The 25576-nt window shown below is 65.6% G+C and carries 18 protein-coding genes; 5 read left to right on the top strand and 13 right to left on the bottom strand.

Annotation, left to right across the window (positions count from 1 at the left end; translation table 11 throughout):
• Window positions 1-115: 115 nt before the first annotated feature.
• Window positions 116-2650 carry a penicillin-binding protein 1A gene (locus VGH68_RS16175; protein WP_331604658.1) on the top strand — a complete coding sequence of 845 codons (2535 nt, stop codon included), beginning with the start codon at window positions 116-118 and terminating at the stop codon, window positions 2648-2650.
• Here VGH68_RS16175 and VGH68_RS16170 read toward each other — a convergent pair.
• Complete coding sequence (locus tag VGH68_RS16170; RefSeq protein ID WP_331604657.1) at window positions 2647-3999, bottom strand: MFS transporter; 1353 nt, start codon at window positions 3997-3999, stop codon at window positions 2647-2649. The two genes, VGH68_RS16175 and VGH68_RS16170, sit on opposite strands and share 4 nt — an antisense overlap.
• 295 nt (window positions 4000-4294) lie before the next feature.
• On the opposite strand from VGH68_RS16170, the gene VGH68_RS16165 reads away from it, so the two are divergent.
• Both VGH68_RS16165 and VGH68_RS16160 read left to right on the top strand, forming a co-directional pair.
• Window positions 4295-4732 (top strand): hypothetical protein, encoded by a 438-nt coding sequence (locus VGH68_RS16165; protein WP_331604656.1) that lies wholly within the window; start codon window positions 4295-4297, stop codon window positions 4730-4732.
• Window positions 4733-5050: 318 nt separating this feature from the next.
• The gene (locus tag VGH68_RS16160) at window positions 5051-6070 is read left to right on the top strand and encodes an alcohol dehydrogenase (RefSeq protein WP_331604655.1); all 1020 of its coding nucleotides are present in this window, start codon (window positions 5051-5053) and stop codon (window positions 6068-6070) included.
• A 378-nt stretch (window positions 6071-6448) separates the two neighbouring features.
• Here the strand turns inward: VGH68_RS16160 and VGH68_RS16155 are convergent, their stop codons facing one another.
• Together VGH68_RS16155 and VGH68_RS16150 are read right to left on the bottom strand one after the other, a co-directional pair.
• Complete coding sequence (locus tag VGH68_RS16155; RefSeq protein WP_331604654.1) at window positions 6449-9607, bottom strand: acetoacetate--CoA ligase; 3159 nt, start codon at window positions 9605-9607, stop codon at window positions 6449-6451.
• Window positions 9608-10050: 443 nt separating this feature from the next.
• Window positions 10051-11217 (bottom strand): AAA family ATPase, encoded by a 1167-nt coding sequence (locus tag VGH68_RS16150; protein ID WP_331604653.1) that lies wholly within the window; start codon window positions 11215-11217, stop codon window positions 10051-10053.
• Between the two features lie 404 nt (window positions 11218-11621).
• Here VGH68_RS16150 and VGH68_RS16145 point away from each other — a divergent pair, with 404 nt between their 5' ends.
• Together VGH68_RS16145 and VGH68_RS16140 are read left to right on the top strand one after the other, a co-directional pair.
• Complete coding sequence (locus tag VGH68_RS16145) at window positions 11622-12887, top strand: aconitase X catalytic domain-containing protein (RefSeq protein ID WP_331604652.1); 1266 nt, start codon at window positions 11622-11624, stop codon at window positions 12885-12887.
• Between the two features lie 10 nt (window positions 12888-12897).
• Window positions 12898-13341: an aconitase X swivel domain-containing protein gene (locus VGH68_RS16140; RefSeq protein ID WP_331604651.1), complete on the top strand. Its 444-nt coding sequence runs from the start codon at window positions 12898-12900 to the stop codon at window positions 13339-13341.
• Between the two features lie 81 nt (window positions 13342-13422).
• Here VGH68_RS16140 and VGH68_RS16135 read toward each other — a convergent pair whose 3' ends face one another.
• The 10 genes from VGH68_RS16135 to VGH68_RS16090 form a co-directional block, all read right to left on the bottom strand.
• Window positions 13423-14100 carry a GntR family transcriptional regulator gene (locus VGH68_RS16135; RefSeq protein WP_331604650.1) on the bottom strand — a complete coding sequence of 226 codons (678 nt, stop codon included), beginning with the start codon at window positions 14098-14100 and terminating at the stop codon, window positions 13423-13425.
• A gap of 134 nt (window positions 14101-14234) precedes the next feature.
• A complete protein-coding gene (locus VGH68_RS16130) occupies window positions 14235-15470 on the bottom strand; it encodes an amidohydrolase family protein (protein WP_331604649.1) in 1236 nt (411 codons plus the stop codon).
• Between the two features lie 67 nt (window positions 15471-15537).
• Window positions 15538-16536: a 4-hydroxyproline epimerase gene (locus VGH68_RS16125; protein WP_331604648.1), complete on the bottom strand. Its 999-nt coding sequence runs from the start codon at window positions 16534-16536 to the stop codon at window positions 15538-15540.
• Window positions 16537-16634: 98 nt separating this feature from the next.
• On the bottom strand, window positions 16635-17537 hold the full coding sequence (locus VGH68_RS16120) for a dihydrodipicolinate synthase family protein (protein ID WP_331604647.1): 903 nt from the start codon (window positions 17535-17537) through the stop codon (window positions 16635-16637).
• 84 nt (window positions 17538-17621) lie between these two features.
• Entirely contained in the window at window positions 17622-18896 is a 1275-nt protein-coding gene (locus tag VGH68_RS16115; RefSeq protein WP_331604646.1) for an NAD(P)/FAD-dependent oxidoreductase, read from the bottom strand.
• 65 nt (window positions 18897-18961) lie between these two features.
• On the bottom strand, window positions 18962-19540 hold the full coding sequence (locus tag VGH68_RS16110; protein ID WP_331604645.1) for a GAF domain-containing protein: 579 nt from the start codon (window positions 19538-19540) through the stop codon (window positions 18962-18964).
• 10 nt (window positions 19541-19550) lie between these two features.
• Window positions 19551-20960 (bottom strand): MFS transporter, encoded by a 1410-nt coding sequence (locus VGH68_RS16105; protein ID WP_331604644.1) that lies wholly within the window; start codon window positions 20958-20960, stop codon window positions 19551-19553.
• A gap of 201 nt (window positions 20961-21161) precedes the next feature.
• Entirely contained in the window at window positions 21162-22403 is a 1242-nt protein-coding gene (gene chrA, locus VGH68_RS16100) for a chromate efflux transporter (protein ID WP_331604643.1), read from the bottom strand.
• A 357-nt stretch (window positions 22404-22760) separates the two neighbouring features.
• Complete coding sequence (locus VGH68_RS16095; protein WP_331604642.1) at window positions 22761-23231, bottom strand: universal stress protein; 471 nt, start codon at window positions 23229-23231, stop codon at window positions 22761-22763.
• 254 nt (window positions 23232-23485) lie between these two features.
• Window positions 23486-25291: an acyl-CoA dehydrogenase C-terminal domain-containing protein gene (locus VGH68_RS16090; protein WP_331604641.1), complete on the bottom strand. Its 1806-nt coding sequence runs from the start codon at window positions 25289-25291 to the stop codon at window positions 23486-23488.
• Window positions 25292-25576: the final 285 nt, after the last annotated feature.

The following is a 25576-nucleotide window of genomic DNA, read 5'->3' as shown; positions in this document are numbered from 1 at the left end:
GGTGAGCGCGACAGCTGGGCCCGACCGTCGACCGCCCATCGCCACTTCGCAAAAATCGGTGAGCTTCCCGCATCTTGGTACGATTGCGCCTTTCCCAGCCGACCACAACGCAAGCGTGAAGCGCCTCATCACCTTTTTCCTCGCGGCCCTCGACCAAGGGCTGACCGTCGCGAACCCGCTGATCGCGCAAGCCTCGTGGCATCTGCGCCACCCGACTCGCCGCACCTTCGCGTGGGGGCTCGCCGCGCTGCCGGCGTTGTTCGTGCTCTACGTGCTGCTGCTGATTCCGTTCACGCCGAGCATCGGCGACATCCGCAAGGCGAAGATCGAGCAGCCCGCGCAGATCCTGTCCGCCGACGGCAAGCTGCTCGCCGAGTTCAAGCCGTCGAACCGCGAATGGGTGAAGCTCAAAGAGATCTCGCCGAACGTCGTGAACGCGTTGATCGCGACCGAAGATCACCGCTTCTACCAGCATTTCGGCCTCGACTGGCGGCGCACCGCGTCGGCCGCGCTGCATACCTTTTCCGGCGACCGCCAGGGCGGCTCGACGATCACCCAGCAGCTCGCGCGCAATCTGTATCCCGATGAAATCGGCCGCGCGCCGACGTTGACACGCAAGCTGAAGGAGGCGATCACCGCGCTGAAAATCGAGGCGTTCTATACCAAAGACGAGATCCTCGAAACCTACCTGAACACGGTGCCGTTCCTGTACAACGCGTACGGCATCGAGATGGCCGCGCGCACCTATTTCGACAAGTCGGCGTCCGATCTGAACGTGCTCGAAGCGGCGACGCTGACCGGCATGCTGAAGGGCAACAGCTATTACAACCCGGTGTTGAATCCCGAGCGCGCGTTGCAGCGGCGTAATACGGTGCTCGCGCAGATGGTCAAGTACGGCAAGCTCACGCCGGCCAGCTTCGACACGCTGAGCCGCAAACCGCTGCGTCTGGACTTCGAGCGCCAGGTCGAGCCGGCCGGACCCGCGCCGCACTTCACGCAGCAGTTGCGCAAGTGGCTGGTCGCGTGGGCCGATCGTAACGACTACAACATCTACGCGGACGGCCTCGTCGTGCGCACGACGATCGATTCGCGTCTGCAGACGATGGCGACCCAAGCTGTCACGCTGCAGGGCAACCAGTTGCAGGCCATCGCGAATTCGGTCTGGGGCACGCGCTCCGGCTGCTCGGCGGACAAGGACCTGATGCGCACGTTCCTGCGCGAAACGCCGGAATTCCGCGCGGCCAAAGACACCGGCCTGTCCGACGACGATGCGATCACGAAGCTGTCCGCCGATCGCAAGCTATTGCAGCGCGTCTGCGACACGAAAACGCGCGTGCAGGCCGACTTTCTCGCGATGGACCCGCGCACCGGCGAGATCAAGGCATGGGTCGGCAGCCGCGACTTCAGCGAGGATCCGTTCGATCACGTGCAGCAGGCGCGCCGTCAGCCCGGCTCGACGTTCAAGCCGTTCGTCTACGCGGCGGCGTTCGAGGCGGGCGCGAAACCGGACGACAAGCTGCCCGACAACCCGGTCGAAATCCAGTTGGCGGGCGGCGAAATCTGGAAGCCGGGCGACGAGGACGCACCGAGCGGACGCGAGATCAGCCTGCGCGACGCGCTTGCGTATTCGCGCAACCGCATCACCGCGCAGGTGATGCAGTCAGTCGGCCCGAACAGGGTCGCGCGGCTCGCGCGCGCGATGGGCGTACGCGACAGCCAGCTCGATCCGGTGCCGTCGCTCGCGCTGGGCACGAGCCCGGTCACGTTGAAGGAGATGGTGTCCGCGTACGGCACGATCGCGAATCTCGGCAACTACGTCGAGCCGCTGATGGTCACGCGCATCGAGGATCGCAACGGCAAGGTGCTCGCGCAGTTCGCGCCGGCCTCGCCGACCCGCGAGTTGCCCGCCGCTGCCGCGCGCACGCTCGTCGATGTGATGCGCGACGTGATCAGCCGTGGCACCGGCGCGAGCATCCGCACGCGCTTCGGTGTGCGCGGCGATGTCGCCGGCAAGACCGGCACGACCCAGGGCAATGCGGACGGCTGGTTCATCCTGATTCAGCCGCAACTGGTGGCGGGCGCGTGGGTCGGCTTCAACGACAGCCGCGTGACGCTGCGCAGCGATTACTGGGGACAGGGCGCACATAGTGCGCTGCCGATCGTCGGCGATTTCTTCCAGCGCGCGCAGCGTTCACGCCTCGTCGATACGCATCTGAAGTTCGATACGGACCAGCCGCCGAGCTGGTTCGCCGAGCGCACCGCGAGGTTGAGCGACTGGCTCGGGCATCTGTTTTCGCGTACCCCGGACAGGCCGCACAAGCAGGTGATCGCGCATCCGCCGGCGCGGCGCGCGGCCGTGGCGAGCGCTGAACCGGCGGCTGAAACGACGGCGCATGCGGCCGCCGCGCAGTCCGCGTCGGCGCAGGCGGCTGGTGCGTCCGCGGCGGCACCCGGGCCGCGTGAGCTGCCGCCGCTGTTGACGGCACCGGGTCCGGCGCCGATGCCGTCAGTGGACGATACGGTCGATGGCGAAGCACGCGGCGGCGGTGCGCCGGCAATCGCGCCGACCCCGACGCCGGATGATGCCGCGCCGCCTGATGCGGGCGGGCAGGGTAGCGACGCTTCCGGCAACGGCGGTGGCGCGAACTAGGATCTCGCCACCCCGGCGTCGCCCGGCGGCTGCGCGTGCGGATTGCCGTGCACCGTCTCCAGCGACGTGTCGTGATGCAGCAGCAACACCGCGGCCACGCCGACGAGCCCCGCGCCCGCGAGACACAGCAGCCCCGCGCCGAAGCCGCCGGTGCTGTCCTTGATCCATCCCATCGCGAACGGTCCGAAAAAGCCCGCCAGATTGCCGAGCGAATTGATCGCGGCGATGCCGCCGGCGGCCGCCGCGCCTGACAGGAACGCGGCCGGCAACGTCCAGATCACCGGCAGGCAGCCGAAGATGCCGAACCCGGCGATCGACAGCGCAATCATCTTCTGCACCGGATTGTCGAGGCCGGCCGCGGCCGCGATACCGGCGGCGGCCACCAGCAGCGCGATCGCCACATGCCAGCGGCGTTCCAGCTTGCGATCCGAATGGCGTCCCCACACGATCATCCCGATCAGGCCGACCACATACGGCAGCGAGGTCACGAAGCCGGTTTGCAGATTGGACAGGCCAAAGGCCTTGATGATCTGCGGCAGAAAAAAGCTCAGCCCGTAATTGGTTGCATTCGCGCCGAAATAGATCAGCGCGATCGCCAGCACGCGCCGGTTGATCAGCGCCTCTTTCACGCTGAAGTTGTGCACCGCCTCGCGATGCTCGCGCTCCTGCTTCTGGCGCGCGATCAGCCAGTTGCGCTCGTCGTCGGCGAGCCATGTCGCGTCGGCCGGCTTGTCGGTCAGATAGAACAGCACCGCGATCGACAGCAACAACGCGGGCAGCGCCTCGATCAGATATAGCCACTGCCAGCCGCCGAGTCCGCCATGACCGTCGAGCGACAGCAGCGCGCCCGAAATCGGGCCGCCGATCACCGTCGACAGCGGAATCGCCGCCATGAAATAGCCGACCACGCGACCCCGGTACGCAGCCGGGAACCACAACGTGAGCAGAAAGATGATGCCCGGGAAGAAGCCGGCCTCGGCCACGCCGAGCAGGATGCGCAGTCCGTAGAACACGTGCGCGGGCGACATGCCGGTGAAGCGCGCGATATTCGGAATAAACGCCATCGCGCCCGCGAGGATGCCCCAGGTGAACATGATCCGCGCGATCCAGCGCCGTGCGCCGAAGCGTTCGAGCAGCAGATTCGACGGCACTTCAAAGAAGAAATAGGCGATGAAAAACACGCCGGCGCCGAAGCCGAATGCGCTCGCGGACAGATCGAGCGCCTTGTTCATCTGCAACGCCGCGAAGCCGACATTCACGCGATCCAGATACGCGATGAAGTAGCAAAGAATCAGGAACGGTACGAGCCGAATCGTGACGCGGCGGAGGGTGCGTGCCTCGAGATCCATCGATTGTCTCCTGCGGTTTTGCGGCTATTGCATGCCGCTGTGTGTGGGGGTCGTGCGAATGCGTGCGCATGTGCTTGTGACTGTGCCTGTACCTGTACCTGCGCCAGCGCGCCGCAAACGCATCGCTACAGACTAGCCCCTCGCTGGCGATTTCGGAAGATGTTTCGCTTGCCGTCGATGCCGGCCATTGTTAGGTGGCGCACAACAGTGTTTTCGGTTTGAGGCGCCTGATTTCCGATCACCTATTACGGATAATTCGATGCTTGTAATCGGTTAAAGATGCAGGTATCGCACTATGTTCAGACAGGACTCGGGCAGGGTTTCCGGCGTACTCGCGAGCGCGGGTGAGGGGCGCGGCGAATCTGTCGCGCACGCGCGCAGCGTTGAAGGCGCGAAGAAGAAAGTGCCGGTTTCGGCTCGCTTGGCTCAGCGCGTGCGCGAGCTCGTCGTCGCGGTGGTTGCATGCGCGAGCCTCGCCGCATGCGCGTCCAGCACCGACGTGGTGGCGAGCAGCAAGCCGGGGAGCTACACGGTCGCGGCGAGCGCAACAGGCGGCCGTATGGCGTGGGCCCGCGCGCATCAGCTCGCGATGAACGAGGCGCGCGACTACTGCGAACGGCGCGGGATGCAAAGCAGCGTGACGACGGAGACCGTCAGTGGCGTGAGCGTGATGACCGAGCATGAATCGTCGGTCCATTTCGAGTGTCACCCGAAGTTCGAGGCAGCGCGCTAAGACCGGTCTGATCCGATCGGCCCGTGGCCAAATCAGAGCAGGTTGCCTGGAATGGGTCGTTCTGTGCGGTTCCGCGCATATCGCGGGTGCACGTATGAAGCAGGCGGATGGCTTGTCCACGGGTGCTCGCGGGACGTCGCGGCGCGATATCGCGGGCAGCGGCGCGCATGATCGTTTGGGCGTCCTACAATGCTCGGGTTGTCGCGAGCAGTCCCCGCTGTCAATCAGCGCGGGGAGTGCCGATTGCTTTGCCGTTCTCGTCACCGTGTGGCATGCCCACTGATACCGCACGGTTTCTTCCCTCCCGAGGAGTAAGCGATGCGAAAGATGCAGGCAGTGCAAGTAGCGAAACCCGGCGCTCCGCTGGAACTGGTCGAACGCGAAGTTCCGGAACCGCCTGAAGGACACGTGCTCGTGAAGGTCCAGGCCTGCGGGATCTGCCATAGCGACTCGCTCACGAAGGAAGGCGTTTGGCCGGGTCTGCAGTTTCCGCGCGTGCCCGGCCACGAGATCGCGGGCGTGATCGAAAAGCTCGGCGCGCGGGTGGACGACTGGCAGGTTGGCCAGCGCATCGGAGTGGGTTGGCACGGCGGCCATTGCGGCCATTGCGAGCATTGCCGGCATGGCGACTTCGTGTTGTGCAAGAACGGCCAGATTCCCGGCATCAGTTACGACGGTGGCTACGCGGAGTACATGGTGGCGCCGCAGGAAGCGCTCGCGCGGATGGCCGAGGACCTGTCTGACGTCGACGCCGCGCCGCTGCTATGCGCGGGCATCACCACCTTTAACGCGCTGCGCAACAGCGGCGCGCGCGGCGGTGAAGTGGTGGCTATCCTCGGCATCGGCGGGCTCGGCCACCTCGGTGTGCAGTACGCGCGCAAGCTGGGCTTCGTGACGGTGGCGATCGCGCGGGGCGAGGACAAGGCGCCGCTCGCGAAACAGCTGGGCGCGCACCATTACATCGACAGCTCGTCGCAGAACGTCGCTGAAGCGTTGCAGGCGCTCGGCGGCGCGCGCGTGATCCTGGCCACGGCCACCAGCGGCAAGGCGATGAGCGCGGCGCTCGGCGGTCTTGGCCTGAACGGCAAGCTGATCATGGTAGGGGTGTCCGAAGAACCCGTGGAAGTACCCATTACGCAGTTCATCATGGGTCGCCATTCGGTGCAGGGTTGGCCGTCGGGCACCGCGGCGGATTCGACCGAAACGCTCGCGTTCAGCGCGCTGGCGGGCGTGAAGCCGATGATCGAGGAATATCCGTTGTCGCGCGCGGCCGAGGCGTACGAGCGGATGATGAGCGGCAAGGCGCGCTTCCGGGTTGTGCTGAAGCCGGGCGCCTGACGGCGCAAACGGGGCGGCGCGACATCGACCGCCCATCGTGTGCGATAAGGAAGACATCGGCGCCCTTGAACCGATCTTGCCGACTCTACAACACGACATTAGTACTATAATGTCGTGTTCTTAAAAGACCGGGTCTCGGTCACAGCGCGCGATGTCGCAGCGTCATACAACGGCTTCATCGTTGCCGAAAACTGGCCGCTCCCGGCTCGTCGCGCGGTGCCGCTTCAAGGCGGCTTCTCGCCGGGCGCCGCCGGCGAAGCCGCTCCAGCGCTGTACGTTGCGCGCCCGGCGAAACCACGGCCGCCTCAAGCCACTCAAACGCGCCTGTGTGCGCGCGAACATTCCGGCACAGTCCGCGCCCTCAGTCAGCACGCCCTATCACGCGGCGGTCGAGGGCCTGCCCGCATACGACGCCCCGGCAGCCTCCGCCCGCGACTTGCTGCTAGCTCCGCTCAACCCCCGGTCCAGCGCCGCCGCCACCGCCTGCACATTCGGCTCCGCAATCATATCGACGTGGTCGCACGCGAGCTCGACCACCTCCAGTCCGGCGCGAGCCAGATGCGCCCACAGAACCAGCTGATTGCTGCGGTACGTCTGCGCGATCGTCCCGTGCACATAGACGATCGGGCCGGCGCGATAAGGCTGCGGGCGATACATCGTCATCGCGACCCGCAACGTCTCGCGCACCGCTCTGAGCGCAGGCGGCATCACCATGTTATGACTGTCGGGATGGTGCGCCAGGTGCCCGCTTCGCATCCGTACGAGATCGGCCGCGTTCGCGAATTTGCCTTTCAGGTAGCCGGCAAGTTGCGAACTGGGCACCGCGCGCAGCTTGCGCCACTGCCAGGCCACGAAACCGCAGTTGTGGCGCAACCACGCACGCCACGGCAGGCAGCGCTCGTTCGCATAGGTATCGATCAGACACAGAAAATCCACCTCCTCGCCGGCGCCCGACAGCTGTTGCGCAATCTCGACCGCAATCAATCCGCCGAACGAATACCCCGCCACCGCGTACGGGCCCGTCGGCTGCACGCTGCGCATTTGCCCGATATAGCTGGCCGCGATGTCATGGACACGCGCCTGCGCCGGCAACTCGCCGTCGAGCCCCTGCGCCTGCAGCCCCATCACCGGACGCGGACTCTGCATCGCGCCGATCAGCGTCCAGCATTCCATCACCGTGCCGCTCACCCCATGAATAAAGAACAGCGGTGAGCCCGTGCCCGCGCGCATCGGCACGAGCGTCGGCGATGAGCACGGCGCTTCGCCGTCGTCGATCGCCGCGGCAAGGCGCGCGATCGTCGGCGCGGTCAGCAGCGTTGCGAGCGGTATCTTGCGCCCGGTCGACTGATACACGCCGGCCAGCAGTCTCGCGGCCAGCAGCGAGTTGCCGCCCAACTCGAAAAAGTTATCGTCCCGACCGATGGGCGCGAACTCCAGCAACTTCTCCCACTGCGTCTGCAAGTGCCTCTCCAGACTCTCGCGAGACTCCCCCACCGGCGCCAATTCACGCGTTGCCAGATTCAGCGCCGGATGATGCCGAATCGCGTCGAGACATTCGGGGTTGCGCAGCGCCGCGGTGTTGCTGACCGGCAAGCCGCTGATCGCGTTGCGTGCGGCTGCTTCCGAAAACTTGCCGTTGTGCGTGACCGGCAACGCATCGACCGCGATGATCCGGTCCGGCACATGCGCTGGCGATGCGCGACGGGCAAGTTCGCGGCGCACCCGCGCGACCAGCGCGGCGTTGAACTGGATGCCCTGCTGCAGTACCAGCAGCAGCACGGTGCGCGGTTCCTGCGTGGTCGCCTGTCCATGCGCGTCCAGCGTATTGCGCGCCGGCGCCTGAACCACCATCGCCTCACGGATTTCGCGGATGTCGTTCAGCACCCGGTAGATTTCGCCGGGCCCCACGTTGATGCCGCGCACGTTCAGCACACCGTCCGTGCGGCCGTGCAAGCGCGCGCTGCCTTGCGGCGAGAACTCGATCAGATCGCCGTGCGTCCACACACCCGGATTGCTCGCGAAGTACGCGGCGTGAAACGCGCTGCCGTCCGTGTCCCCGAACAGCCCGAGCGGGCGTGACGGAAACGGATTCGCGCAAACCAGCTCGCCGATCCCGGTGGTGCGCACGCCGTGCGCGCGGGCCTGCACGTCGAGCGCAAGACTCTTGCACTGGGCCTCCCCTGCGAAGACCGGCAGGTTCGGATTGCCCAGCACAAAGCAGCCCAGGATATCCGTGCCGCCGGAGATCGACTGTAGCGGCAACGGCTTGACGCTATTGCGCACCCAGTGGAACTGAGCGTCGAACAGCACCGCACCGGTCGACAGGATCGCGCGCAGTGCGCCGAGGTCGAACTGCTGCCCGGGCACGAGGCCCGCATCTTCGCTCATCCGCAGATAGGCGGGACTCGTGCCGAATACGGTGACGCGCTCGTCGGCCACGAGGCGCCATAGCGTATCGACGGTGGAGATCGGCCCATCGTAGGTGACGATTTCGACGCCGGATGCAAGCGCCGACAACTGCCAGTTCCACATCATCCATGCGCAACTGGTGTGAAAGTACATCCGGTCACCGGGCCGCAGGTCATGGTGCAGCCGATGCTCCTTCAGGTGTTCGAGCAGACTGCCGCCGGCACCGTGCACGATGCACTTCGGCTTGCCGGTGGTGCCCGACGAAAACATCACGACCAGCGGATGGTTGAACGGAAAGCGCCGCCATTCGAAGCGCTCCGGGTCACCGTGCAGGAGCACTTCGTCCAGCGAATAAATGCGTTGTTTGACGCTGTCAGGCAGCGCTCCATCGTCCAGACACACGACGCCTTCGAGCGACGGCAACGCAGCGGCCAGCTCGGCGATCTTTTGCGCGACCGCCACGCCCGTGTCGGCATGCTGCGCCGCGGTGTGCGCGAACAGCAGTCGCGGCGCGAGCGGCGCAAAGCGATCGAGAATCGTCTCGCTGCCCATCTCGGGGGCAACCGTCGACAGCGTCGCGCCGAGCGCGGTCACCGCGAGCGCCGTAACGACCGCCTGAGCATCGTTGCGCATCACGCAGACCACGCGGTCCCCGTCGCGCAGGCCCCATTGGGCGAGCGCATCGGCGAGACCCGCGACGCGCTCGCGCAACTCGCCGCGAGTCAGACGCACTCGCCGGCCATCCGCGTGACAGGCTGTGAGCGCAGGTGCGTCGGCACTCGCGACCGCCAGACTCAGCAGGTTGTCCGCATAGTTCAGTTCGACCTCCGGAAAAAACTGCGCGTGCTCGCATTCGTCGCCGACGCAAACGGGTTCGATGCTGCCGGACCAGTCGAGCCCTTGTGACCACCGCATGAAAACTTGCCAGAACGTTCGGTACTCCTGGACCGAGAAGTCATGCAGCGTTTGATAGTTGTCGAGGATCTGGCGCGTGTGCGCCTGCAAGGCGTTCGTGAACGCCGTCATTTGCGAGCTGGCGGCGCACTCGCCGGTGTTGGTGTAAACAGGTGTCCGTTGCAACGGCGCAGCAGCGCACAGCGGCGTGCCAGACAGTTCAAGGCGATCCATCTATCCCTCCATGGAGGTGCGGAAAATGCCGATCCGAAGAATGTCAAATGTCACTGTCTGACCCATCCTATTTAACGACTCTCGCGCGTTATGTGCGCAAACGCACCATTAAAAAAGGGGCTTCATGAAGGCCCTCGCTGGCTCCGGAGGGTCGTCGAGAGGCGTTCGGCCCGACAGGCAAACAGCGCCCCATTCGCGCGATGCGGCGAGCATCGCGGCGGCGGGACACTGCTTAATGGATGTGCGTTTTCGTGACTGGGCGGCGGTACCTGTTCGGGGTCGTTCCGCGTAAAACGCATGCGCCCCGGCTGTTATTCCAGGCTTTCGCTCTGAGACGCGGTCACGCACCCGCGCGTCAAAAGCCGTGCCAGCACCCATCGGATCGACGTCACCGCACGCGGGCTATCCGCATTCCGACGCGCGCGCTCAGCGAGCCTTGCGGCTCACTGCGCGGACCACTTCCATGCGGGGATATCGAGTTCGTCGGCGCCGGTGATGTGGGTCGCGCCGAGTTGCTTGTCGAGCACGATCGACTGGCTCGCGGCTTCACGCTCGAGCGCCGCGATGAGCCGCATCGCATGTGAAACGACGATGACCTGCGAACGTGTCGATGCGTCGGCGATCAGCCGTCCCAGCGCGGGCAGCAAATCAGGATGCAGGCTGGTCTCGGGCTCGTTGAGCACGAGCAACGCGGGCGGCCGCGGCGTCAGCAGCGCGGCGGCCAGCAGCAAATAGCGCAGCGTGCCATCGGATAGCTCACGCGCCTTCAGCGGGCGCAGCAGTCCATGCTGCCGCATCGTGACTTCGAAGTGGCCATCGTGATTCGTCACCGCAATCCGGCCGCCGGGAAACGCATCTTCGATCGCCGTATCGAGCGCGACGGGATCACCGATTTCCTGGATGGTTTGCAGCGCGGCCGCGAGATCGGCGCCGTCGTTGGACAGCACGGGCGTATGGGTGCCGATCTGCGGTTGCCGCGAAGGCGCACCGGTGTCGGTCCGAAAGTGATCGTAGAAGCGCCACGAGCGGATCTGCTCGCGCACCGCGATCATCTCGGGAGCCGTTCTGGGATCGGCGAACTCGGTCAACATACTGTCGAAGCTCGCGATCGGTTGAGCGACGGATGTCCACTCCCCTGCTTCATCGCGCGTGCGCAGCGCTGCGCCCTGCCGGTCCGCGAGCAAGGCGGACCGGCGCAGCACGGGACCACTCCAGATGCACTCGCGTTTGATGACCGGATCGAGCTGGAACTGCGACGTCGTATCAATCGGTGGCAGGCCCAGGTCGATCGCATAGCCCAATGCATCGCCGGCGAAACCGAGCCGCAGGTTCACCGGAGTCGAACGCCTCGTTCCCTGCACCGCTTGCTCTCCCGCGAGCATGCCGCGCGAAAAGCGCTCGGGACCGGCCCATAGCGTCGACTGCAGCCCGCCTTCGCGAGCCAGCGATGGGATCAACTCGCCACGCGCGGTGTCCGCGAGCAAGCGCAGGCCGCGGTACAAATTCGATTTACCGCTGCCATTCGGTCCGGTCACGACGGTGAGCGTCGTGAGCGGCACGATCAATTCGCGCAGTGAACGATATCCGGCAATGGCGAGTGTGGTCAGCATGTCAGGCTCTCGTAGGATCACGAATCAGGTCGCACACGATACCAAAGTCACCCCTGCAAGTGGTCTGATCTGCCGCTGCCGGCCTCCGCTGCCGCGATGCGGACGCTCGCCGCAACCCATCATGCAGCCCCCTTCATAGCGCCCATTTTTGCGCTCGAATTTGACGAGTCGGTCGGCCCGAAGCGCGCGTGCACCCTTCGCGATGCGACAATCAGGCGCGTCGGCGCGCGCGATGCAACGATTCGACATCCGATGTGCTCACGCGTCGCCTGTCATCCGGGTTTCGTTTAGCCTGCGCGTTTAGCCTGCGCAGCCAGATGCGCTAAGATCGCCAACGGCAAGACCCGGCAAGACCCGGCAAAACGACGAATATGTCGATGCATAACGTGCACAACGAGGCGACGATGCTTGAGTTGACGGAGCATGACGAGGCGACATTGAACGGCGCATCCGGCGCGGGCGCGGCGCTCGCGATGCGCATCGTGGTCGCCACCGCGCATGTGATGAACGCGCGCCGCCTCGTCGATATCTGTTGCGCGCATATCGATGGATGTCTGTATCACGGCGATGTCAGTCTCGACTTCGTCGAGCGCTTCGTCGCAGCGGGCACGCGCGTGGCCGTGCCGACCACGCTCAACGTCGGCTCGCTCGACCTGATCCACCCGGAACTGTTTCGCGGCAACGCCGACACCGCGCGCGCGGCGAAGCGGCTGATGGACGCGCATCTGGAACTCGGCTGCGAAGCGACCTTCACCTGCGCGCCCTATCAGCTCAAACACCGTCCTCGAGCGGGCGACCAGATCGCGTGGGCCGAATCGAATGCGATCGTCTTCGCGAACTCGGTGCTGGGCGCGAGAACGAGCCGTTACGGCGATTTCCTCGATCTGGCCGCGGCGATCACCGCGCGTGTGCCGTACGCCGGTCTGCACGTCACCGAAAATCGCGCTGCCCGCGTCGTCGTCGAAGCCCCCAACTTCAGTGCCTCCGCGCGTCGCGACGCGTACTTCGCGGCGCTCGGCTTTATTCTCGGTCAGACGGCGGGCGCCACGATCGCCGCGATCACCGGCCTGCCTGCCGATACCACCGAAGACGAACTGAAAAGTCTGGGCGCCGCGGCCGCATCGAGCGGCGCGGTGGCGCTCTTTCACGCGGTCGGTATCACGCCGGAAGCCGCGACACTCGACGACGCGCTACAACGCGGCAGACCGGAACGCACGATCGCGGTGAGCGAGGCCGATCTGCTCGCCGTCCACCGTCAGTGGAACCACACGCGTGCCGACTCGACGCTCGCGGCGATCAGTCTCGGCACACCGCATTTTTCAGTCGATGAATTCCGCAAGCTCGACGCGCTGTTCGATGCCTATACGGGCCCGCTGCGCTGCGACTTCTATGTCAATACGAGCCGGTTCGTGCTATGGCAGATGGAAGATGAAGGGCTCGCGCAACGGCTCAGCGCGCGTGGCGTGCAAATCGTCGTCGATACCTGCACCTACATCACGCCGGTGATGAAACGGATCAGCGGACTGGTGATGACCAATTCCGGAAAGTGGGCGCACTACGCGCCGAGCAATATCGGCGTATCGGTCGCGTTCGGCAGCATGAGCGAATGCGTTCGTTCGGCGTTCGAAGGGAGAGTCTGCATCGATGAATCAGTCCGCCAGATCCAGTAGCGCGACGGCCATGAACCGATCGACCGTTGCGCTCGCAGGCGAGGTGCTGGTGCCCGGGAACGCGCGGGGCATCCCGCTCGCGCTGGCGCCGCTGAGTTTTTGGGGCGGCTATGACGCCGCGGGCGGCACGATCATCGACCGCACCCATCCGAACCATGGGCAAAGCCTGCAAGGCCGGATACTCGTGATGCCGCGCGCACGCGGATCCAGCTCCAGCAGCAGCGTGCTGGCCGAAGCGTTGCGCAACGGCACGGGACCCGCCGGGATCATCCTGGGTGAGCGCGATCTGATCATCGCGATCGGCGCGATCGCGGCCAATGAACTCTATTCGCTCGCTGTGCCGGTGATCACGATGGAGGAGCACGCGTTCGCCCGTGTCGCGCTGTGTACGTCGATATTGACGGTCGATGCGGCGGACGCGGCGCGGGCCGCCAGCATTTGGTTCAGCGTCTGAGCGTTTGAGAATCAGAGATCTGTGAATGGAACGGACGGACTGAAGGTGCTTCCGGCAGCGGTGCGGATTGCCGCGCGTCGATCAGCGCGACACGACCGCCTGCACGACCGACACGATCTGCTGCGCGGCCGTTTTAACATGCTGTTCGAGCAGCTTCGCGCCGAGCTTCGCGTCGCGGTTGCGGCACGCTTGAACAAGCGCCATGTGTTCGTCGTGGGACTGTTCGCGAATCGGCACCTGCACCGCCTGGAAGCGGAAATAGCGGTCGCTGCGATCATGCAGCACCCGCAGCATCTGCAGCGTGATATCGCGTTGCGACGGCAGATAAAGCGTTTCGTGCAAACGCCAGTTCAATTGCCCCCACACGCCCGAACCGGCATCGTCCATTTCATTGACGAGCCGCTCGGCCTTGCCGATCTCGGCCTCGGTGATGCGCGGAATCGCTTCCGAAAAGATCCACGGTTCCAGACGCAGCCGAATGTCGAACGTTTCCTTCACTTCGTCGATCGACAACTCGGCCACATAGGCGCCCTTGTGGGGCACGCTGGTCAAAAGCCCCTCGGCGGTCAGACGTGTGATCGCCTCACGCACCGGCACGCGGCTCACGCCGAGTTCTTCGGCCAACGCCTCCTGACGCAACACCTCGCCCGGCGCCAGCTCACCGCTCAGAATCCGTTGGCGCACCGCGGTCGTGACCAGCTCGACCGTGGTGGGACGCACGATTTTTCGGGTGTTTTCGTCGGCGACGATCTGATTCATCGCGGAGGTATTCCTGGCGGGACGTCGGGCGGATACCGGAGGCATGGTCGGCTTCATTGGCGGGATTCAGGATACAACGGCGATGCTATCACGGCGTCGGCTTTCGGATCCAAAATCCAATACGCAACGCAGCGTCACAGCAACGCTTCGCGCACCCATGCGCCGTTTTTCATGATGCCGGCGATGCGCTCGCCCTGGCCGGTCAGCACGCTGATGTCCTTTAGCGGATCGCCGTCGACGACCAGCAGGTCCGCGTAAGCGCCAGCGGCGACGACGCCGAGACGGCCCTGTTGGCCGACGATTTCCGCGCCCACCGCGGTCGCCTGGCACAGCGTTTCGAACGCGCCGAGAACGCCGGCGCGAATCGTCAGCTCGTCGCTCTGAAACTCGTGCATATCGCCGAGCAGGTCGGTGCCCAGTCCCATCTTCACGCCCGCGCGTTGCAGCAGTTCGAGCGCCTTCAGGCCTTGCAAGCGCACGCTCTCGTTCTTCGCGAGCGCGCTTTCGGCGATGCCCGACTTCGCGCCGACCTTGCTCATCGCGTCGTAGGTGACCAGCGTGGGCACCGCGAACGCGCCCTGCCCGGCCATCACCGCGGCGGCTTCGTCGTCGATCAGATTGCCGTGCTCGATCGTGCGCACGCCCAGCTTGACCACCCGCGTGATTGCTTTAGCCGTGTACGCATGCGCCATCACGTAGGTTTGATGCGACGCCGCTTCCTCGACGACGGCCTTGACCTCGTCGACCGAGAACTGCAGATTGCCGATCGGATCGGTCGGCGATGCGACGCCACCCGACGCCATGATCTTGATGTGGTGCGCGCCCGCGCGCATCTCCTCGCGAACCGCCTTGCGCACCTCGTCCACGCCGTCGACGATACGGCCGATCGCACCCAGGTTTCGATGGCAGCCGCACGGATCGGGGTCGGAATTGTCGAAGCGCTCGCGGAAGTCGCCATGACCGCCGGTTTGCGACAGCGCCTTGCCGGCGACGAACAGACGCGGCCCGGCGATCACACCTTCCTCGATCGCGCGCGACAGCGCATAGTCGGCGCCGCCCGCGTCGCGCACGGTCGTGAAACCGCGATTGAGCATGCCGGCGAGAATCGGCACCGCCCGCAGTACCGCGAAAGTATTCGGCAAACGTCCGTTATTACCGAGGTGGGCAACCGACGCAATCACGTGCGCATGGCAATCGATCAGGCCGGGCATCACGGTTTTGCCGCCCACGTCGATCACCTGCGCGCCTTCGATCGACACCGGTTCGCGGGTGACGTCCTTGATCACGTCGCCGTCGATGACAATGGAATACGGCGCGGTGTCGTGTTCGTGATCGACGTCCAGCACGCGCGCGTTTTTCAGGATCAGCATTCGAATTCCCCAGCGAGTTGTTGCGCGGCTCGCGCACCCGCGCGGCCACGGTGGATCACTTGATCGATCAGGTCAGCAAAAAACCTTTGGCAAGCGGATCGCGATCGTCGACGAAGATCGTGTTATGGCCGGTGACGCGAGCCCATCCTTCGATGCTCGGGACGATCGCGTCGAAGTCGCCGACCTTGGCCGCTTGCTCCGCGACGCCGTTGAACAGCGTGCCGATGATGCTTTCGTGCACGAAGCGCTCGCCGATCCCGAGCTGGCCTTTGGCCACCAGGTGCGCGATGCGCGCCGACGTGCCGGTGCCGCACGGCGAGCGGTCGATCGCCTTGTCGCCGTAGAAGACCGCATTGCGCGCGCTTGCGCCTTGCACCGTCGGCTCGCCGGTCCACATCACGTGGCTGAGCCCGCGGATTTCGGCCTTTTCCGGATGAACGAACGAGTACTTGTCGTTGGCCTTCTGTCGCAGGATCGGACTGAGGCGCTGAATGTCCGACGGCTTGAGCGTATGCAGGCCAGCGTAGTTCGCCTGCGGCTCGATGATCGCGTAGAAGTTGCCGCCATACGCGACGTCGAAGCGGATTTCGCCCAGCCCGTCCACCTCGACCGTCAGATCCGTCGAATGAACAAACGACGGCACGTTGATCAGGCGCACCGAATCGACGTTGTCGCCGTCCATCCGGTAGCGCGCGACCACCACGCCCGCCGGCGTATCGAGGCGCAGCACGCCGGGCTCGAGCGGCCGCACGAGGCCATGTTCGATCGCGCTCGTCACGGTGCCGATCGTGCCGTGGCCGCACATCGGCAGGCAGCCGCTCACCTCGATGAAGAGGATCGCGATATCGCAGTCGGGCCGCGTCGGCGGATAAAGAATGCTGCCCGACATCACTTCGTGCCCGCGCGGCTCGAACATCAACGCGGTGCGAATCCAGTCGAATTCGCGCTCGAAATGCGCGCGCCGCTCGATCATGTTCGCGCCGTCGAGCCGGGGCGCGCCGCCGGCGACGACCCGCACCGGATTACCGCAGGTGTGTCCGTCGATACAAAAGAAGGTCGATTTCATCGTGCTGGTCCGTCGAGAACTTGCTGCACAAGATAGCCTGGGGACGCGCACGCCGTCGAGCAGTTCGAAGGCGTCCGCGGTTGATCGGGCTGTCCCGCTTACTTCGACAGCGCGCGCAGATCCGCCAGCGTCTTCTCGACGATCGCCAGCACTTTCGCGCGCTCTTCGCCTTCGAGCGCGAGACGCGGCGCCTTCACGGTTTCCGCATAGCCGGCCGTCACGTGCTCGGCCAGCTTGATGTACTGCACGAGCTTCACGTGCGTATCGAGGTGGAACAGATCGATCAGCGCGCGATACAGCTTGCGGGCCTGTTCATAGTTGCCGGCGACCGCCAGATTCAGCAGTTCGACCGATTCGCGCGGCACCGCGTTGGCCATGCCCGACACCCAGCATTTCGCGCCCAGCGCGGCCGACTCGAGCACCAGATCGTCGACGCCGCAAACCACCGCGAGCCGGTCGCCGAAACGCTTGATCAGATCGGTCACGCGCGTGGTGTCGTAGGACTCTTCCTTCAGCGCCTCGATCGTCGGCTCCTTCAGCAGTTGCGCGACGACATCCGGCGTCAGGTCCACCCCGTAACCGCGCGGATTGTTATAGAGCAGGATCGACAGGCTCGAGGCCTGCGCGATGGTCCTGTAGTACGCGACCGTTTCGCGCGGGTCCGACTTATACGTGAGTCCCGGAAACACCATCAGCCCCTGCACGCCGAGCGCTTGCGCATCCTTTGCATACTGCACCGCGCTCGCCGTATTGGTCTCGGCCAGACCCGCGATCACCGGCACGCGGCCGTCGACGGTTTCCACCGCCAGGCGGATCACGGTGCGCTTTTCTTCCTGCGTGAGCTGCGCGCTTTCGCCGACCATGCCCATCATCACGACGCCGCCGACGCCGCTGTCGATCAGCCGGTTCAAACCGGATTTGATCGCTTCATGATCGAGCGAACCATCCTGCGTGAGCTTCGTGGTCACAGCGGGGAAAACACCTTGCCAGTTGACTTTCATGGCGACTCCTTTTCAGAACAGATAAAAACGCACAATGAGAGGCGGGATATCCCGCGCGGATCAATCGAGGCCGCGGCGGCCTCGTCAAGTTCGGAAGCGACTGATCGAATACGGTTCGAGATCGATGCCGGGGGTTCGGCCGGCCAGCAGATCGGCGACCAGCGCGCCGGTCGTTGCCGACTGCGTCAGGCCCAGATGACCGTGGCCGAACGCGTAAATCACGGCCGGCGCGCGCGGCGAGCGGCCAATCACCGGCAGCGAATCGGGGGTGGCCGGGCGATGCCCCATCCACTTCACCGCGCCCGCGTCGTTGATATCAGGCAAGAAGCGCTTGCCGAGCGCGAGCAACGCATCGCTGCGCCGATAGTTCGGCGGCGCGTGCAGGCCCGCGAATTCGGCGGCGCCGCCGATGCGCAAACCGATGTCGAGCGGCGTCGCGACGAACTTGCGCTCGGCGAAAATGACTTCGCGCGACAGCCCGATGCCGTGCGACGGCAGCGTCGTGTTGTAACCCCGCTCGCTTTCCAGCAGCACACGATCGCCAATGGAGGCGGCCAGCGACGCGGACCATGCGCCGGTCGCCACGACCACGCGGCGGCCCTTGACCCGTTCGCCGTTGCCGAGGACCGCGGCGGGCGCGAGCGCGTCGGCCGGATCGAGCGCGGTCACGGTGCCCTCGACCAGCGTCGCGCCAAGCTGTTCGACCCGTGCCCGCAACTGCTTGACGAGCCCCTTCGGGTCGCCGATATGCGACCAGTCGTCGAGGAACACGCCGTGCCGGAACACCGGCGCAAGCGACGGTTCGTACGCGCGAATCTCGGCGGCGGACAGCGCGTGCCAGCGCACGCCCAGTTCGCGCTTGAACGCCCACTCGTGCTGGTCGGCCGCAAACGCTTCGTCGGTCTCGTAGACCGTCAGTGCGCCGCGCCGGTAGAAGCTGTCCATCGCACCGATGTCCTCGAACATCGGCACGATGTCGTCGTACACGCGCTGGTTCAGGCTCGCGAGCGCCAGCGCAATGTCGCGAAAACGCGCCTCGTTCGCCGCGCGCTGAAACGCGATAAACCACGGCCATGCGGCCGGCAGATGTTTCCAGTCGAGCGATAGCGGCCCCAGCGGATCGAACAGCCACTTCAACGCTTTCGTGTACAGCCCGTTCACCGCGATCGGGGTGCTCTCCGTCACCGCGATGCCGCCCGCATTGCCGTGCGACGCACGGTCGCCTGCGAAATCGCGATCGATCACGGTGACGCGCGCGCCGTCTCGCAGCGCCGACCATGCGCAGGCGAGACCGATTATGCCGCCGCCGATCACGACGACATCGGCGCTTGTGCTGGCGTTCCGGGCGTACTGGGTCATCAATGGGTTCGAGTTGCTTTGAAAAAACGGACGGGGCGCGGTGTGCGGCCACCCCTCCCCGGCTCCTACACCTGTTCCATCACATCCGGATCCGCGAGGCCGCGGATCCTTTGCACCTGATCTTCGAGTGGCGCGACCGCCAGTTGCGCGAAGATCGACGCCACCTCGAGGTCGGCATGGTCATAGAGACCCGCGTCGCCGAGCAGGTTCATCGTGCCGAGCGTCACGCCGTTCTTGCGCACCGGAATATTCAGCACGCTCTCGCAGCCGATCGACCACAGCACCTGGTACTCCGAGAACACGGCCTTGATGTCTTCGCGGGTCGAGCCGATAAACACTTCCCCACGCTGCAACACCTGCGCCGACCAGCGGCTTGGCGTGACGCGCTTGAGGCCGCCGATTGGATTGATGTCGACGCGGTTGCTATGCAGGCGGCCAAGCCGGCTCGAGCTGTCGTCGTATGCGAGCACGGTAAAGAGCCGTTGCCCGAATACCTCGGTGAGCGAGCGTTCGAATTCATCCCAGACCGCCTCCGGGCGACCGTCGCCGCCAGCCTCGGTAGCAGGGCCTGCCTGCTGCAGCCGGGCGACCCGGGCGATCGCATGCAGGGTCCGTGCGGCGGTCGCGCTGTTTGCATCTGTCACGAGGCGCTCCTCATTTGGCCGTGCGAAGTCCGCCGCTGCCCGGTTCGGCGCGCATCGCGCCGTATTCGGTCTCGGCGATTTCTTCGAGGGTCCGGCCGTGCGTCGACACGCCGAGGAAAATCACCGCGAATGCGCCAATCAGCAGAATCCCGGTCGTCATCCCGAACACGCCGGCGAAGCCCCACAGCGGATAGATATAGCCGACCAGCATCGGCGAACAGATCGCGCCGATGCGCCCGAACGCGGAGGCCGCGCCCATCCCCGTCGCGCGCAGGTGCGTCGGGAACACTTCGGGCGTATACGCATACTCGCCGGCGTTCACGCCGTTCATCGCGAACGACATGAAGGTCGACGCGAACACGATCGCCGTGTCGCTGCCCGCGTTGGCCAACCAGATGCCCGCGACGCACGCCATCCCCATATACGAGACGATCGTCGTCTTGCGGCCGAGCTTTTCGCAAAAGTACGCGGCCGAGTAGTAGCCGGGGATCTGCGCGAGGTAGATGATGATCGACACCGAAAAGCTCTTCGTGATGGTCATCCCATGCTGCACCAGCAGACCGGGAATCCACACGAAGAACGCATACGAGCAGAACGTGACGGACAGCCACAGGCACCAGGTCATCAGCGTCGTTCGGGCGAGCGGCGGCTTCCACAGCAGCTTCAGATTGCCAAAGAACGAACCGGACTGCTCGAAGCTGAGCGTGCTGCCCGCGACCGGGCTGACCGGCGCGAGCGTCACGCCGGTGCGCTCGATCTGCCGCTCGATGTCGGCGACGACCGCCTCTGCTTCGTCGTGGCGGCCGTGCAGTTCCAGCCAGCGCGGCGACTCGTGCAGCGACCGCCGCCACCACAGCAGCACGACGACCGGCAGCGAAACGATGATCAGCGCGATGCGCCAGCCCTCCGGATTCAGCGGAATGACGAAGTAGCCGAGCAGCGCGGCGGCGACGAAGCCGAACGAGAAAAATCCGGCCAGCGCGCCGGTAAACGCGCCGCGATAGCGGTTGCTGACGAACTCGACGAGGAATGGCGCGATGATCGCGCCCTCGGCGCCCATCCCGATACCGGCGATCGCGCGCAGCAGCGCGAACGTATGCCAATCGTTGACGAATGCGTTGATGAACGTCAGCACGCAGAAAAACGTCAATGACCACATCATCACGACGCGCCGGCCGAAGCGGTCTCCCAGCAGCCCCGCGAGCAGCGCGCCGACCAGGAAGCCGACGTAGGTGCTGCTGCCGAGCAGCCCCGTCTCGAAGCTGGTCAGATGCCACTTGGTGCGAACGACGGGCAGGATGAACGCGATGATCGCCGCGTCGATGGCTTCGAACATGAAGCCCAGACCGCCCATCAGCAGCAGCTTGAAGTGAAAGCGGCTGAACGGAAGACGCTCGAGCCGCGCGGCAATCGGTGACATGTGGAACTCCCAGAAAAGAGACCAGCGGGACCAGCCCTGTTTCGGAAAAGGCGTATCGATTTCGTGTATCAATATCCTGGATCCAAAATACAGTGTCAAGCGCGGGTAAACCTTGCGGGGAGGCGGCACCGCGTTGCGGCCTCACGTCGCGCGTGGGTCGGTTCCGCTAAATGATGGTGCTCCCTGGCGTGCAGAGCCCGCTCAGCCGTGACCCAGCAAGGCGAGCGCGACGCTGCTCGCGACGCAGAGTACGACGACCGCCAGCGGCGGCACCTTCCACCGGGTCAACAGCACGAAGCCGATGCAGACAATCGCGAAATCGGCGGGCGACAGCACCGCGCTGGTCCACACCGGCGAATACAGCGCGCTGGCCAGCAGCCCGACCACCGCCGCATTGATGCCCGCCAGCGCCGCCGACATCGGCGGTCGCGCGCGCAGCGCCTGCCACCACGGCAGCGCCGCGACGAGCAGCAACAGGCCGGGCAGAAAGATGCCCAGTGTCGCGAGCAGCGCGCCGCTCCAATGGCGAGGCGGCGCGCTCATCATCCAGCCGAGAAACGCGGCGAATGTGAAGAGCGGCCCGGGTACCGCCTGGGCCGCGCCGTAGCCGGCCAGAAAGTCATTGGGCGCAACCCAGCCGGTCGCGACGGTCGCCCGCTGCAGCAGCGGCAGCACCACGTGTCCGCCGCCGAATACCAGCGCGCCGGATCGATAGAACGCGTCGAACACGCGCAGGGTTTGCGAGCCTGCGGTGGTGACCCACAGCGGCAGCGCGAAAAGCAGCGCGCAAAAGACCACCAGTGCGGCGACGCCGATCGTGCGCGATACGCGGAAATGGCCCTGATGCGACGGCAGGCGGCGCGGCGCGGCGGCCACATCGGGCCGGCATAGCGCAACGCCAAGCACCGCGCCGGCACCGATCGCGATCAGTTGCGCGAACGCGGTGGCGAGCAGGCTCAGCAACGCGATGCAAAAGAGCGCGATTGCCGCGCGGCGGCGGTCGGGGCAAAGACGCCTGGCCATATCCCAGACGGCCTGCGCGACGACGGCCACCGCGACGAGCTTCAGCCCATGGATCACGCCCGCGCCAGCCGGTCCACCGAGATCCGGCGCGATGGCGGCAAACGCCAGCATCACGGCGATCGACGGCAGCGTGAAGCCGCACCATGCGGCAAGGCCTCCGGCCCACCCCGCGCGCAGCAGACCGATCGAAAAGCCCGCCTGGCTGCTCGCGGGTCCGGGCAGAAACTGGCACAGTCCGATCAGATCGGTGAACGCTTCGTCATCGAGCCAGCGGCGGCGCTCGACGAACTCGCGCCGAAAGTATCCGATGTGCGCGATCGGGCCACCGAAGCTCGTCAGCCCCAGCTTCAGAAACACGGTGAGAACTTCGAACACGCGCGCCAGCCAGGAGGGCCGCGGCGATGAAAGGTCGGTGTCCATGGAGGTGCGGGTGGAGGAAGCCGACGCCGTCCTGTGACGGGCGGCCGGCTAAGGTTGGCCGTTGATGGATGAATTCATTGAGGACGCACAGGACGCACAGTATAGAGGCGCGCACGCTTTCCCCTATGGGCCGAGACACACGTGATGCGTGGCATTTGGCGCGGTCCGGCGAGCACCAACCGGACGGTGTGCCGCGCGCTGAGACCTTCATCGCTGAACCCGACACGCCGCATAGGATGGCAACGACGAGTGCGTATGACCGTTGGGCAAGTTCCCGTACCGGTGAGCGCTTTGCGCTCGATGCGCTCGACCTGCGTCAGAGCGTGCGCGCTGCGACGCCGGCGGGTTTGCGCGCGGCTACAAGCGCGCCGACTCGGGCTTGCCTTCCTCGCGAATCAGCAACACCGGACACCGCGAGAAGCGCAACGCCCGCTCCGCCACGCTGCCGATGACCAGACGCTCGACGCCGCGGCGTCCATGCGTGCCCATCACGAGCAGATCGGTATCGATCTGTTGCGCATGTCGCAGTATCACGTTCGCGACGTCATCGGACGGATCGTTCGACTCGACCAGTTCCGGGTGACACGGGACGCCGGCCGTCGCGCATGCCTGCCCGGCCTGGTCCATCAACGCCTCGCCTTCCTTGCGCAGCGCCTCGACGAGCACCAGCGGATCGTAGTGGCTCGCGTACGAAAAGAGCGGCGTCTTGTCGAGCACGTAGAGCGGATGCACGACGCCCTTCGTCAACGCGGCGAGGCTCACCGCTTCTTTCAGCGCGAGCTTCGACGAACTGCTGCCGTCGAACGCAACGAGAATATTCTGGTACACGGCGATTCTCCGCTAACGTGGGTTCATGACCGGTTCGTCGATCCGCCGCGCCAGCCGGCTTGCCGGTGCGCAAAGGATCGAGCGGGTGGATTGCATCGCTTAAAGCATAGGATCAGAAATCGATGTTCGCTGTCGGACCGGCCATGCGCGGATGACCCGGCGCCATGCTGCGCGTGGACGTGAAAGCCAGCGTGCGCAGCCAATCCAGACCACGCAGCAGCGCCCCGCCGCGACAGCCGCCGTCCCCGCCCCGATCAAAACTGCTCGATGCTCAGCCCCGCCCCACTCGCCGCACCCGACGCACCGCTGCGGATCATCTGCAGCAGCGCATTCGCGCGCGGCAGCACCTTGTCCGCATAAAAGCGCGCGGTGGCGAGTTTGGCGCCGTGAAACTCCACGTCGTCCTGCGCCTGCGCCCTTTTCGACGCGACCAGTGCGGCCCGTCCGAGCTGCCAGCCACCGCATACGTAGCCGGTGAGCATCAGATAGTCGACCGAACTCGCGAGCGCGGCCTCCCGCTGGCCCGCGATCGCGTCCACCATCCAGCCGGTCGCGTCGTCCAGCGCTTGAACCGCCGTCGCGAGCGCCGCGCCGATCGGCGCCAGCTGCTCATCCGTGTTCTGCTGCAGCGCCGCTGCGAGCTCGCGCAGCTCGGCGAGCAGCGCCGTCATCGCCGCGCCGCGGTCCGACACGAGCTTGCGCCCGACGAGGTCCGCGGCCTGGACGCCGGTGGTGCCCTCGTAGATCGGCGCAATCCGCGCGTCGCGCAGAAACTGGCAGGCGCCGGTTTCCTCGATGTAGCCCATGCCGCCGTGCACCTGCACGCCAAGCGATGCAATGTCGACACCCAGTTCCGTGCACCATCCCTTCAACACAGGGATCAGCAGATCGACTCGCGCCTGACGAAATCCGCGCTCGCTCGCATCGGGATCGCGGTGCGCGCGGTCCATATCGGCGGCCATCACATACGCGAACGCGCGCATCGCCTCGACCTGCGACTTCATCGTCAGCAGCATGCGCCGCACATCCGGGTGATGGATGATCGCCACCGCCTGCGCCGATGCGCCGGAGGCGAGCCGTCCCTGGACACGTTCCTTCGCGTAATCGCGTGCCTGCTGATACGCGCGCTCCGCGATCGCGAGGCCCTGGATGCCGACCTTCTGGCGCGCTTCGTTCATCATCGTGAACATGTGAGCGAGCCCCCTGTTCGGCTGGCCCACCAGAAAACCGATCGCACCGTCGCGCTCGCCGAAGCTCATCACGCAGGTCGGGCTCGCGTGAATGCCGAGCTTGTGTTCGAGCGACACGCAGTGCACATCGTTGCGTTGTCCCGGCGAGCCGTCGGCGTTCAGCAGGAACTTCGGCACCAGGAAGAGCGAGATGCCATGCACGCCTTCCGGCGCATCGGGCATCCGGGCGAGCACCAGATGAATGACGTTGTCCGTCATATCGTGGTCGCCCCACGTGATGAAGATCTTCTGCCCGTGCAGACGATAGTGGTCGCCTTCGGCAATCGCCTTGGTGCGCACCGCGGCAAGGTCGGAGCCCGCTTGCGGCTCGGTAAGGTTCATCGTGCCGGTCCACTGCCCGCTGACGAGCTTCGCCAGGTAGCGCGACTTCAGTTCGTCGGCGCCATGCTGCCGCAGCGCCTCGGTCGCGCCCGCCGTCAGCATCGGACACAGCGCGAACGCCATGTTCGACGCGTTCCACATCTCGGTGGTCGCCGCATGCAGCAGCTCCGGCAGCCCCTGGCCGCCGAACCCGGGGTCGCCGCTCAGGCCGCTCCAGCCGCCTTCGCTGAACGCACGATAGGCGGCGGCGAAGCCATCCGCCGCGAGCACGCCCGCGCCATCGCCGCTCAGACGCGCGCCCTGCTGGTCGCCGGACTGGTTCAGCGGCGCCAGTACTTCGCTCGCAAACTTCGCCGCTTCGTCCAGTACGGCCTCGGCGAGCTCGGGCGTCGCGTCCTCGAAGCCCGGCAGCGCCGATAGCGCATCGAGGCCAGCCAGTTCCGTCATCACGAAGCGCATGTCGCGCAGCGGTGCAATGTAAGTGCTCATCGGGTTCCTGCTTCCATTCGGTTGAAGTTTGTCGGGTTCGGCGCTGCCGTCGGCTTGCACGCGAACGCGCACGTTGGCGTCGACGACGCGTTCGACAGGGGCCAGCACTTCGATCGGTTGATTACTTACTCGGTGGCGCATGCGGGGATCCACTGGCGAGCCGCGCGCTGCATCTGCACGCGACGCACGGCGCGGCGGGCACGCCGTGCTCCCGCGAGCGCGTTGGGCGTATCATTTCTCGAGCCCGTCGATCGTCACGCTGATCGCCATGGTGTCCCAGCGCCG

The sequence above is a fragment of the Paraburkholderia sp. genome (genome assembly GCF_036488505.1).
Lineage (GTDB): Bacteria > Pseudomonadota > Gammaproteobacteria > Burkholderiales > Burkholderiaceae > Paraburkholderia.
This window is presented reverse-complemented; position numbering and strand designations above follow the sequence as displayed.